Genomic DNA, 12,031 nt, shown 5'->3' with positions numbered 1-12,031 from the left:
CATAGCCATTGCATACGTTTGCATCAAAATTAATCAGCGATTTCACTGAGAGGACTGAGGCGATGCTTATCAAGACAACCGCGCGTGCAGCATTGATCGCTGCACTGGCCCTGGCGAGCGCGGCGGCCTGGCCGCGCGCGGCCAGCGCCGAAACCGTGCTGCGCATCGGCATGACGGCTGCCGACATTCCGCGCACGCTCGGTCAACCCGATCAGGGTTTTGAAGGCAACCGCTTCACTGGCGTCACCATGTACGACGCGCTCACCGGCTGGGACCTGTCCTCGGCGGACAAGGCCAGCGTGGTGATCCCCGGCCTTGCGACCGAGTGGAAGGTCGATGATGCGGACAAGACCAAATGGATCTTCAAGCTGCGCCCGGGCGTCACCTTCCATGACGGCACGCCGTTCAACGCCGATGCCGTGGTGTGGAACGTGGACAAGGTCCTGAAGCAGGACGCGCCGCAGTTCGACGCCAGCCAGGTCGGCGTCACGGCCTCGCGCATGCCGACGCTGGCTTCTGCGAGGAAGATCGACGACATGACGGTCGAGCTCACCACCAAGGAACCCGACAGCTTCCTGCCCATCAACCTCACCAACCTCTTCATGGCGAGCCCGGCGAAGTGGCAGCATTTCTACGACAAGGCGGAAGGTGCTGACGCCAAGGCGAAGTCGCAGGCCGCCTGGACCGCCTTTGCCAAGGACGCCGCGGGCACCGGCCCGTGGAAGATGGCAAGCTTCACGCCGCGCGAACGGCTGGAGCTGGTCAAGAACGCTGACTATTGGGACAAGGCGCGCGTGCCCAAGATCGACAGGATGGTGCTCTTGCCGATGCCGGAAGCCAACGCACGCACCGCGGCGCTGCTCTCCGGGCAGGTCGATTGGGTCGAGGCGCCCGCGCCCGATGCGCTGCCCGAGCTCAAGCAGCGCGGCTTCAAGCTCTACGCCAACGAGCAGCCGCATGTCTGGCCGTGGCAATTCTCGCGCGTCGAAGGCTCGCCCTGGAACGACATCCGCGTCCGCAAGGCTGCGAACCTCTGCGTCGATCGGGAAGGCCTCAAGGATGGCTTGCTGGCAGGGCTCATGGTGCCGGCGACCGGCACCTTCGAGCCCGGCCATCCCTGGCGCGGAAAACCGGCCTTCGAGATCAAGTACGACAAGCCAGCCGCGCAGAAGCTGATGCAGGAAGCGGGTTTTGGTCCGAACAAGAAGCTGACGGTGAAGATCCAGACCTCGGCTTCGGGCTCGGGCCAGATGCAGCCGCTGCCGATGAACGAATATCTGCAGCAGGCCCTCGCCGAATGTTATTTCGACGTGCAGCTTGACGTCATTGAGTGGAATACGCTGTTCACCAACTGGCGCCGCGGCGCCAAGGATCCGTCGGCCAACGGCTCGAACGCGACCAACGTCACCTATGCGGCAATGGATCCGTTCTTCGCACTGGTGCGCTTCCTGCAATCGGGCATGGCCCCGCCGGTCTCGAACAATTGGGGCTTCATCAACAATCCCAAATTCGACGAGCTGGTGAAGAAGGCGCGACAGACCTTCGATCCCGCCGCGCGCGACGCCGCGCTCGCTGAACTGCACGCGGCCTCCGTCGACGACGCAGCCTTTCTCTACGTCGCTCACGACGTCGGCCCCCGCGCCATGAGCCCGAAGGTCACAGGGGTGATCCAGCCGAAGAGCTGGTTCATCGATTTCTCGCCGATTTCGATGCAGTAGTGAAGTGAGGCGAGCACGCTGGTAGGGCTCCCCTCCCCCTTGTGGGGAGGGGTTGGGGAAGGGGGGTCACACGGGCGGTCCCTCTGTGGCCACCCCCCTCCCTGACCCTCCCCCACAAGGGGGGAGGGAACGCTCCCATCTCGCGCTCCTTACGGAAGCCCGCGTTCGTATCGCGCAACGTCACGTCAGGTAACTCAGTGCTCGCCTACATCGCCAGACGTATCGTCTATGTCATCCCGATCGTCATCAGCGTGGCGCTGGTGTGCTTTCTGCTCGTGCACATCACACCGGGCGATCCGCTGGTTGCGGTGCTCCCCGCAGATGCCTCGCAGGAGCTCGCCGCGCAGCTCCGCGCCGCCTATGGTTTCGACCGGCCGTTGCCGGTGCAGTTCGGGCTGTGGTTGCTGCGTGCCCTTCATGGCGATCTCGGCAATTCCATCGCGACGGGCCGGCCGGTGCTCGCCGAGGTCATGCGCGCGGTCGGCAACACCGTCACGCTGGCGCTTGCGGCGGCCATCATCGGTTTCACGATGGGCGTCCTGCTCGGGCTGATCGCCGGCTATTTCCGCGAAACCTGGATTGACAAGCTCGCGACCTCCTTTGCCATCGCCGGCGTCTCGGTGCCGCATTACTGGCTCGGCATGGTGCTGGTCATCATCTTCTCGGTGGAGCTGAACTGGCTGCCCGCGGTCGGCGCCGGGCCGAACGGCTCCAACTCCTGGGCCTGGGACTGGGCGCATCTGAGATATCTGGTGCTGCCGGCGATCACGACCTCGGTGATCCCGATGGGCATCGTCACCCGCACCGTGCGTGCGCTCACCGGCGACATCCTCAGCCAGGATTTCGTCGAGGCGCTGCGTGCCAAGGGCCTGCATGAGCGCGGCGTTTTCCGCCACGTCATCAAGAACGCCGCGCCCACCGCGCTCGCCGTGATGGGGCTCCAACTCGGCTACATGCTCGGGGGCTCGATCCTGATCGAGACCGTGTTCTCGTGGCCGGGCTCGGGCTTCCTGCTCAATTCCGCGATCTTCCAGCGCGACCTGCCGCTGCTGCAGGGCACGATACTGGTGCTGGCGCTGTTTTTCGTCCTTCTCAATCTGCTGGTCGACATCGCGCAAGCTGCGATCGATCCGCGCATCAAGCGGGGCTAGCGATGAGCCCGGCTGTAGCTCCTCGGGAGGTGCGCTCCCTCCCCCGCTTGCGGGGGAGGGTCGGGGAGAGGGTGTTTCCTCTCGCGAGAACCCCCAAGAGGAGAAAACCCTCACCCGCGCCGGAGCCTGTCATCGGGCGCGCCTTCGGCGCGACCCGTTGGGCGCGACCTCTCCCGCGAGCGGGAGAGATGCACCGCCTCCTTGGCTTGCACCGACCGAACCAAAATTTTGCGGGGGCTAGCGCATGACCGAGCTCCCTTTGTCCGCCGCCACCGACGCCCCGCTCCAGGCTGCGCCCGCGACCAAGGCGCGCGGCTATTGGGCGACGGTTGCCCGTCGCATCCTGCGCGACAAGGTCAGCATGGCGTGCGCCGTCGTGCTGCTGTTGATCTTCATTTCCGCGATCCTCTCGCCCTGGCTCGGGCTCGAGGATCCCTACAAGGGCTCGATGATCCGCCGCCTTCGCCACATCGGCACGGCGGGCTATCCGCTCGGCACCGACGAGCTTGGCCGCGATATGCTGGCGCGGCTGATCTATGGCGGCCGGCTCTCGCTGGTCATCGGCATCTTGCCCGTCATTCTCGCTTTCGGCATCGGCACCTCGCTCGGCCTCGTTGCCGGCTATGTCGGCGGCAAGCTCAACACCGCGATCATGCGCACGGTCGACGTGTTCTACGCATTCCCTTCCGTGCTGCTGGCGATCGCGATATCAGGCGCGCTCGGCGCCGGCATCCTCAACTCCATCGTAGCGCTGACCATCGTGTTCGTGCCGCAGATCACCCGTGTCGCCGAAAGCGTCACCACCGGCGTGCGCAACATGGATTTCGTTGAAGCCGCGCGCGCCTCGGGTGCGGGGCCATTCACGATCATGCGCGTGCACATCCTCGGCAACGTGCTGGGTTCGATCTTCGTCTATGCCACCAGTCTCATTTCGGTGTCGATGATCCTGGCGGCCGGCCTGTCCTTCCTCGGCCTCGGCACCAAGCCGCCGGAGCCGGAATGGGGCCTGATGCTGAACACGCTTCGTACCGCGATCTACGTCAATCCCTGGGTCGCAGCGCTTCCGGGCGCGATGATCTTCGCGGTCTCGATCTGCTTCAATTTGCTCTCCGACGGCCTGCGCAGTGCCATGGACATCAGGAACTGAGATGATGATGCAACGGCGCGATATCGCGGCACAGAAGGTCGTCATGCCCGGGCTTGTCCCGGGCATCCACGTTCTTCGTGCTGTGCGGCAAGGCGTGGATGGCCGGGACAGGCCCGGCCATGACGGCGTGGAGAGTTTGGCACACGCCAGATGCGCGCGCACTGTCCCGACGGGGAGACGCGGGAGCTTGCGACCGTGAGCGAGAGCAACACTTCCTCCGCCATGCTGGCGCCGATCCAAGACCTCGGCGGCGCGGCGCAGCCGTTGCTTCAGGTCAACGGTCTCACAAAACATTTTCCGGTGCGTGGCGGGCTGTTCGCCGCCAGGCGGACCGTTCGCGCCGTGGACAATGTGTCCTTCTCCGTCGCCAAGGGCGAGACGGTCGGCATCGTCGGCGAGTCCGGCTGCGGCAAGTCCACCACCGCGCGGCTGCTGATGCACCTGATGTCGCGCGATGACGGCGACATCATCTATGACGGCATGACCGTGGGACAGTCGCTCTCGCTGCGCGATCTGCGCCGCGGCATGCAGATGGTGTTCCAGGATTCCTACGCCTCACTCAATCCGCGCCTGACGATCGAGGAATCGATCGCGTTTGGGCCGAAGGTGCACGGCATGGCCGATGGCGCGGCGCGCGCGCTGGCCCGCGAGCTGCTCGGCAAGGTCGGTCTGGTGCCTGCAAATTTCGCCAACCGCTATCCGCACGAAATCTCGGGCGGCCAGCGGCAGCGCGTCAACATCGCACGGGCCTTGGCGCTATCGCCGCGCCTGGTGATACTGGATGAGGCCGTCTCGGCACTCGACAAATCCGTCGAGGCGCAGGTGCTCAATCTGCTCGCCGATCTCAAGCGGGAATTCGGCCTGACCTATCTCTTCATCAGCCACGACCTCAACGTCGTCCGCTACATCAGCGACCGCGTGCTGGTGATGTATCTCGGCGAGATCGTCGAGCTCGGCCCGGTCGATCAGGTCTGGGATGCGCCTGCGCATCCCTATACGCGCGCGCTTCTTGCCGCGATGCCGTCCTCTGATCCTGACAGCCGCACCCAGAAGCCGCCGATCTCGGGCGACCCACCCAATCCGATCGATCCGCCCGCGGGCTGCCGCTTCCACACCCGTTGTCCGTTTGCGGAGCCGCTCTGCGCAAATGCGACACCAAAGCTCACCGCGCTCGATAATATGGGGCACGAGGCCGCCTGCTACATGGCCATTCCGGGATCAGGCCATAGCCGTGCGCCCAAAGAGGAAACCGCATGACGAGACCGACGACAAAGGAAATCCAGGCAACGGCGCAGATCGCCGGCGTTCCCGTGGACGACGAGATCGCGACACGTATCTCCAATTCCATCGGACCTGCCTTTGAAGGCTTTGCAGCCATCGCCGGCACGCTGCCGTTCGACCTCGAGCCCGCGCTCTATCCGCTCGCGCAGACCCAGAAGGTGTCGAAATGAGCACGGAGCCTGCCTTGATGACGCTCACCGAGGTCGCACGTGCGATCGGGATGAAGCAGGTCTCCTCGCATGAGGTGACGCGCGCGCTGCTGCATCGCATCGCGCAGTGGCAGCCGCATCTCAACGCCTTCATGTCGGTCGAGTCGGAAGCCGCGCTGAACGCGGCCGATGCCGCCGATGCCGAGCTTGCCAAGGGCGGGCTGCGTGGCCCTCTGCACGGCGTGCCGCTCGCCCACAAGGACATGTATTACGATGCGGGCAAGGTCGCGACCTGCGGCTCGCTGATCCGCCGCGATTTCGTGCCGACCGTGACGTCGACCGCCTTGCAGCGGCTCAAGGATGCCGGCCAGATCAGGCTCGGCACGCTGCATCTGGCCGAGTTCGCCTATGGGCCGACCGGGCACAACGCTCACTATGGCCCGGTGCGCAACCCCTGGAACGTCGCGCATATCACCGGCGGCTCGTCCTCGGGCTCCGGCGCGTCGGTCGCCGCGCGGCTTACTTTTGCGGCGCTGGGCTCCGACACCGGCGGCTCGATCCGCATGCCCGCGCATTTCTGCGGTGTCACGGGTCTGAAGACGACTTGGAGTCGCGTCAGCCGCGCCGGTGCGATGCCGCTGTCGCAATCGCTCGACACGGTCGGGCCGCTCGCGCGCACCGCCGAAGACTGCGCCTTGCTGCTGGCGCTGATGGCCGGCCCGGACCCCGAAGATTCCACCAGCAGCCACGAACCGCTGTCGGATTACGTCGGCGCGACCAGGGCCTCGCTGAAAGGCCTCAAGATCGGCGTGCCCGCCTCGTTCTATGTCGACGATCTCGACAGCGAGGTCGCGCGCGTGCTGGACGAGACCATTGCGGTGCTCAAGCGTGAGGGGGCCGACATCGTCAAGGTCGAGCTGCCGGACCAGCGGCAATTGTCTTCCGCCCAGCCAGCTCGTGCTCGCAGCCGAGGCTGCCGCCTTCCACAAGCGCTGGATGATCGAACGGCCGCAGGACTACGGTTCGCAGACGCTGATGCGGCTCCAGAACGGCCTCGCGGTTCCCGCCGTCACCTATCTCGAGGCGATGCGTTGGCGTGGCCCGGCACTCGCGGCGCACAATGCGGCCGCCGCAGGTGTCGACGCGATCATCGCACCGGCATCGCCCGTCCCCGCGCCGACGATCGAGGAGAGCGACGTCGGCGGCGGCCCGAACGCACCGGCGCTGTTGCAACGGCTGACGCTGTTCACCCGTCCGGTGAATTTTCTGGGCTTGCCCTCGCTGACGATGCCCTCCGGCTTCACCAAAAGCGGCCTGCCTGTTGGCATGCAGCTGATCGGTCGCTCCTTCGATGAGGCCACCCTGCTCACCATCGGCGCCGCGTTCCAGCGCGTCACCGACTATCACGAGAGGTTGCCCAAACTGCCGTCATGACAAAGCTCGTCGAGATCTCGGGCCTCAACATCCGCTTCACCGGCGAGCGTACGGTCCATGCCGTGAACGACCTCAGCCTCTCGCTCGGCGACGGCGAGGTGCTGGGCCTGCTCGGCGAGTCCGGTTCGGGCAAGAGCGTGACCTTGCGTGCGCTGCTGCGGCTATTGCCGAAGAAGCGCACCCAGATCACGGGTCAAGTCAACGTCATGGGTCGCGACGTGCTCGCCATGGACGACGAGGAGCTGTCGTCGTTCCGCGGCCGGGCCGTGTCGATGATCTTTCAGGAGCCGGCGCTCGCGCTCGATCCCGTCTACACCATCGGCGCGCAGATCGCCGAAAGCGTCGTGCGTCACGAAGGCAAGAGCTTTGCGGAAGGGCGGGCGCGGGCACTGGAGATGCTCGAGGTCGTGCGCATCCCCTCGGCGAAACGGCGGCTCGATGCCTATCCGCACGAAATGTCCGGCGGCATGCGCCAGCGCGCGATGATCGCGCTCGCGCTCGCCTGCCGTCCCAAGATATTGCTGGCGGACGAGCCGACCACGGCGCTCGATGCCACCGTGCAGATTCAGATCCTGCTGCTGCTGCGCGAATTGCAGCGCGAGTTCGGCATGTCCGTCATTTTCGTCACCCACGACATCGGTGTTGCGATCGAGATCTGCGACCGCGTCGCCGTGATGTATGCGGGCCAGATCGTGGAGCAGGGCAGCCTGCGCGACATCGTCCGTTCGCCGGTCCACCCCTACGCCATGGGCCTGCTCGCCTCGACCATCCATGGCGCCAAGCGCGGCGCCCGTCTCGAAACCATCCCCGGTACGCCGCCGTCCCTGGCCGAAAAGCCCCACAACTGCTCCTTCGCCCCCCGCTGCAAGCTGGTCCAGCCGCGCTGTCTGGAGCGATTGCCTGACAGTGTCGAGGTCGGCCCGGGGAGGGCGACAAGGTGCGTGCTGGCCGAGCCGGTGCTCGTGACCTAGCCGAGAACGCGCTCGCGAGCCGAGGCTCCCTTCCTCCAAAAATCTTCACGCCGACATGGCGTTACCAGAAGCCACCCCGGGGCCGCCGTCGGATCCGTTTCTACTGTGCATGGGGTTGTTTTCGCGATCCCAGCACGAGCCGTCGCTCCGGGAACACCATTCAGACACCATTCATCGCGGTTCCGGTTCCATGGCCCCGTTCACGGAGAGGGACTTCAACTTATGTACATTTCTGGCCAAAGCCTCATCGTCATCCTGTTCGTCGGCCTGGTCGCCGGCTGGCTCGCCGGCAAGCTCGTGCGGGGGAGCGGGTTCGGCATCGTCGGCGACATCGTGATCGGCATCGCCGGCGCGTTCGTCGCGAGTTTCCTGTTCCCGAAGCTCGGAATCCATCTCGGCCTCGGGTTGGTTTCGGAGATCATCTATTCCGCGATCGGCGCCGTCATCCTGCTGCTGGTGGTGCGGCTGGTGCGCGGCGGCGGCCGGTTCTAGCCAGGGAATCGTTCGATCGACCTTGCGCCTCTCCCGTTGCCCGGGAGAGGCGCCGTCTTTGCCACAAAAAGTCGCAAAGACTGTGAAAAACCGGACTTGCGCAACTGACGGTCCGGGGTAGATGTGGCGAAGGCCCGGATGAATTCGATTGCGTTACCCGCGGGGAGAACGCGATATTAGTCCGGGGCGAGCACGCCTCGATTTGCCTTTGAATTCAGGGGTTTTGCCCCTCACCCGAAAGAGATCAGACTGATGGCTGCCGTTCCCGGCCTCCGCCGTTCAGAGCTCGGTGACGCGCTGCGTGCATGCCGCACGGCGTTCGTCGGCGTCGGCTTGATGAGTTGCATGATCAACCTGCTCTATCTGACCGGGTCGATCTTCATGCTGGAGGTCTACGACCGGGTGCTGCCGAGCCGCAGCATCCCGACGCTCGTCGGCCTGATCGTCCTCGCCGCTAGCCTCTATATGGCGCAGGGCGTGCTCGACATGATCCGCAGCCGCATCCTGGGACGGGTCGGCACCGCGCTGGACGAGGCGCTGAACAAGCGCGTGTTCGACACCATCGTCCGCCTGCCGCTGCGGGTCGGCAGCCGCAACGAGGGGCTGCAGCCGCTGCGCGACCTCGACAATGTCCGTTCCTTCCTCGGCAGCATGGGGCCGGGGGCATTCTTCGACCTGCCCTGGCTGCCGCTCTATCTCGGCATCTGTTTCGCCTTCCATGTCATGATCGGCCTGACCGCGCTGGTCGGCGCCGTCATCCTGGTCGGCCTGACGCTGGTCACCGAATTCCTGTCCCGCCGGCCGGCGAAGGAGGCGATGAGCCTTGCCGCGCAGCGCAACGACCTCGCCCAGTCGAGCCGCCGCAACGCCGAAGTGCTGGTGTCGATGGGCATGACCGGCCGGCTCAACCAGCGCTGGAGCGAGGCCAACGAAAAATATCTCTCCGGCAATCAGCGTGCGAGCGACGTCGCCGGCGGCCTCGGTGCCATCGCAAAAGTTCTGCGCATGATGCTGCAATCGGCAGTGCTCGCGGTCGGCGCCACGCTCGTCATCCACCAGGAGGCGACCGCCGGCATCATCATCGCCGGGTCGATCCTGTCTGCCCGCGCGCTGGCGCCGGTCGATCTCGCGATCGCGCATTGGAAATCATTCGTCGCGGCCCGCCAGAGCTGGCATCGCCTCAGCCGCCTTCTGGAACAGATGCCGGCGCAGGCGATGCCGACGCAATTGCAGGCGCCCACCAGCCGTCTCTCGGTCGAAGGCGTCGCCATGGTGGCCCCGGGCGACCAGCGCCTCATCGTCCAGGACATCACCTTTGCGCTCGAAGCCGGCAACGGCCTCGGCGTGATCGGACCCAGCGGCTCCGGCAAATCCTCGCTGATCCGCGCGCTGGTCGGCGTCTGGCACCCGGTCCGCGGCAAGGTCCGGCTCGACGGCGCGGCGCTCGATCAATGGTCGTCCGACGTGCTCGGCCGTTACATCGGCTATCTGCCGCAGGACGTCGAATTGTTCGGTGGCACAATCGCGCAGAACATCAGCCGTTTTGATCCGGAGGCGACCTCCGACGGCATCATCTCCGCGGCCAAGGAAGCCGGCGTGCACGAGATGATCATCAAGATGCGCGAGGGCTACAATACGCAGGTCGGCGAGCAGGGCGCCTCGCTTTCCGCAGGCCAGGCCCAGCGCGTGGCGCTGGCGCGTGCGCTCTACGGCAAGCCGTTCCTGATCGTGCTGGACGAGCCCAACTCCAATCTCGACACCGAGGGTGACGAGGCCCTGACGCGGGCGATCCGCAGTGTGCGCGAGCGCGGTGCCATCGTCATCGTGGTGGCGCATCGGCCGATCGGCGTCGAGGCGGTCGACCACATCCTGGTGCTCCGCGACGGCCGGATGCAGGCCTTCGGTCCGAAGGAGCAGGTGCTCGCTCAGGTCCTCCAGTCGCGCGTCGCGCCGTCCACGCCCATCAAGGTCGTCAGCGAAGGCGGAGTGGCGAAAGCATGAGCACGATGACGGTTGGCGGGACAAAGCCTGCCGCGAAGAAGAGCGTGCGGGACTCGATCAGGTTTCATCTGGTCCTCGGGCTCGGAATCGTGGCGTTCCTGGGCGTCGGCCTCGGCGGCTGGGCCTCGACGGTGCAGATCTCCGGTGCGCTGATCGCGCCGGGCCAGATCGTGGTCGAGTCCAACGTCAAGAAGGTGCAACACCCGACCGGCGGCGTGGTCGGCGAGGTGCGCGCCCGCGACGGCGACGTGGTCAAGGCTGGTGACATCGTGGTGCGGCTCGACGACACCGTCACCAGGGCCAATCTCGCCATCGTCACCAAGAATCTCGACGCCGCGCAGGCGCGTGCGGCGCGGCTTCAGGCCGAGCAGCGCGGCCTCGACAAGATCGAGTTCCCTACATCGCTGCTCGAGCGCGCCAACGATCCCGATGTCAAGGTGCTGATCGACAGCGAAAGCAAGCTGTTCGACGTCCGCGTCAACGGCCGTGCCGGTCAGAAGGCACAGCTGCGTGAGCGCATCCAACAGCTCAACGAGGAGATCGAGGGGCTCGTCGCACAGGAGACGGCCAAGGACAAGGAGATCTCCCTGGTGCAACAAGAACTCACCGGTGTGCGCGATCTCTATGACAAGCACCTGGTGCAGATATCGCGCCTGACCACGCTGGAGCGCGACTCTGCCCGCCTCAACGGAGAGCGCGCGCAATACATCGCTTCGCGTGCGCAGGCCAAAGGCAAGATCACCGAGACCGAGCTCCAGATCATCCAGGTCGACAAGGACATGGTGAGCGAGGTCTCGAAGGATCTGCGCGAGACCAATGACAAGATCGGCGAGCTGATCGAGCGCAAGGTTGCGGCCGAAGACCAGCTCCGTCGCGTCGACATCCGCGCGCCGCAGGACGGCATGGTGCTGCAATCGACGGTGCATACCGTCGGCGGCGTCGTCACCGCTGGCGATACCTTGATGCTGATCGTGCCGCAGACCGACGACCTCCAGGTCGAAGCCAAGGTCAATCCGGTCGATATCGACAAGCTGCAGATCGGCCAGAAGACGCTGCTGCGCCTCTCCGCCTTCAACCAGCGCACCACACCCGAGCTCAACGGTGTCGTCAGTCGCGTCTCGCCCGACGTCACGACGGACCAGCGCACGGGCCAGAGCTATTATACGATCCGCGTGTCGATGTCCGCCGAAGAGGTCGCCCGGCTCGGCGATTCCAAGCTGATCCCCGGTATGCCGGTGGAAGCCTTTGTCCAGACCGGCGACCGCACCATGCTGTCGTACCTCTTGAAACCGCTGCACGACCAGTTCATGCGTGCCTTCCGCGAGAAGTGACGGGCGGCAATCTCGATCGCGTAGGACCTCCTACCCGTGGTCAAGGGGTGTTTGTCCTTAATGGACGAGAGTACCGCCGTGCTCGACGCTGTCCAGGACGCTTCGCGCCGGCTACGCCGGTGCCGATGGCATCCTTGACAGCGTTTGCGCGCGGCGCTCTGCCGGCCGGCAGGTCGGGACGAAGGAATGGTTCGCCTAGGCCGAACAAAGGAATGGGGCTCACCGTTTTGAGGTGATCTGCACGTTCACGTTCTTGTAGATCGGATCGTACGGGGTCTGTCGCTTGAGCGCCGTGCACAGGGCGTAGAGCAGCCGATCGCCCACGCTGCGCAAGGCGCGGGCATGGCCGTGCCCTC

General features: G+C 65.5%; 9 protein-coding genes and 1 pseudogene. All 10 read left to right on the top strand.

The window, feature by feature from the left end; genetic code table 11:
- Positions 1 to 62: 62 nt before the first annotated feature.
- The 10 genes and pseudogenes from BM222_RS35745 to BM222_RS35695 all read left to right on the top strand — a co-directional run bounded on the left by BM222_RS35745 (position 63) and on the right by BM222_RS35695 (position 11,675).
- Entirely contained in the window at positions 63 to 1,718 is a 1,656-nt protein-coding gene (locus tag BM222_RS35745) for an ABC transporter substrate-binding protein (RefSeq protein WP_092239259.1), read from the top strand.
- A gap of 197 nt (positions 1,719 to 1,915) precedes the next feature.
- Positions 1,916 to 2,869 carry an ABC transporter permease gene (locus tag BM222_RS35740; RefSeq protein WP_092239257.1) on the top strand — a complete coding sequence of 318 codons (954 nt, stop codon included), beginning with the start codon at positions 1,916 to 1,918 and terminating at the stop codon, positions 2,867 to 2,869.
- Between the two features lie 244 nt (positions 2,870 to 3,113).
- Positions 3,114 to 4,016 (top strand): ABC transporter permease, encoded by a 903-nt coding sequence (locus tag BM222_RS35735; protein WP_092239255.1) that lies wholly within the window; start codon positions 3,114 to 3,116, stop codon positions 4,014 to 4,016.
- A gap of 195 nt (positions 4,017 to 4,211) precedes the next feature.
- Positions 4,212 to 5,273, top strand: a complete 1,062-nt coding sequence (locus BM222_RS35725) for an ABC transporter ATP-binding protein (protein ID WP_177243666.1) — start codon at positions 4,212 to 4,214, stop codon at positions 5,271 to 5,273.
- Positions 5,270 to 5,467 (top strand): hypothetical protein, encoded by a 198-nt coding sequence (locus BM222_RS35720; protein ID WP_092239250.1) that lies wholly within the window; start codon positions 5,270 to 5,272, stop codon positions 5,465 to 5,467. The genes BM222_RS35725 and BM222_RS35720 overlap by 4 nt, the downstream gene beginning before the upstream one ends.
- Positions 5,464 to 6,880 (top strand): annotated as a pseudogene (locus BM222_RS35715) (amidase). Before BM222_RS35720 ends, BM222_RS35715 begins: the two are co-directional and overlap by 4 nt.
- Positions 6,877 to 7,851 (top strand): ABC transporter ATP-binding protein, encoded by a 975-nt coding sequence (locus tag BM222_RS35710; RefSeq protein WP_092239247.1) that lies wholly within the window; start codon positions 6,877 to 6,879, stop codon positions 7,849 to 7,851. The pseudogene BM222_RS35715 and the gene BM222_RS35710 overlap by 4 nt, the downstream one beginning before the upstream one ends.
- A 222-nt stretch (positions 7,852 to 8,073) precedes the next feature.
- Positions 8,074 to 8,343, top strand: coding sequence for a GlsB/YeaQ/YmgE family stress response membrane protein (locus BM222_RS35705; protein ID WP_092239245.1), 270 nt, complete (start codon positions 8,074 to 8,076; stop codon positions 8,341 to 8,343).
- A 252-nt stretch (positions 8,344 to 8,595) separates the two neighbouring features.
- Complete coding sequence (locus BM222_RS35700; RefSeq protein ID WP_092239244.1) at positions 8,596 to 10,344, top strand: type I secretion system permease/ATPase; 1,749 nt, start codon at positions 8,596 to 8,598, stop codon at positions 10,342 to 10,344.
- Complete coding sequence (locus BM222_RS35695) at positions 10,341 to 11,675, top strand: HlyD family type I secretion periplasmic adaptor subunit (protein WP_143106157.1); 1,335 nt, start codon at positions 10,341 to 10,343, stop codon at positions 11,673 to 11,675. The genes BM222_RS35700 and BM222_RS35695 overlap by 4 nt, the downstream gene beginning before the upstream one ends.
- Positions 11,676 to 12,031 lie beyond the last annotated feature (356 nt).

This window comes from Bradyrhizobium sp. Gha, assembly GCF_900113735.1.
Classification (GTDB): Bacteria; Pseudomonadota; Alphaproteobacteria; order Rhizobiales; family Xanthobacteraceae; genus Bradyrhizobium.
The sequence above is the reverse complement of the archived record's forward strand: the minus strand, read 5'-3'. Positions and strand labels throughout refer to the sequence as shown.

Coding starts and splice junctions, on each gene's coding strand:
- BM222_RS35720 (WP_092239250.1), top strand. CDS start 5,270: ATGACGAGACCGACGACAAAGGAAATCCAGGCAACGGCGCAGATCGCC.
- BM222_RS35745 (WP_092239259.1), top strand. CDS start 63: ATGCTTATCAAGACAACCGCGCGTGCAGCATTGATCGCTGCACTGGCC.
- BM222_RS35695 (WP_143106157.1), top strand. CDS start 10,341: ATGAGCACGATGACGGTTGGCGGGACAAAGCCTGCCGCGAAGAAGAGC.
- BM222_RS35700 (WP_092239244.1), top strand. CDS start 8,596: ATGGCTGCCGTTCCCGGCCTCCGCCGTTCAGAGCTCGGTGACGCGCTG.
- BM222_RS35710 (WP_092239247.1), top strand. CDS start 6,877: ATGACAAAGCTCGTCGAGATCTCGGGCCTCAACATCCGCTTCACCGGC.
- BM222_RS35705 (WP_092239245.1), top strand. CDS start 8,074: ATGTACATTTCTGGCCAAAGCCTCATCGTCATCCTGTTCGTCGGCCTG.
- BM222_RS35735 (WP_092239255.1), top strand. CDS start 3,114: ATGACCGAGCTCCCTTTGTCCGCCGCCACCGACGCCCCGCTCCAGGCT.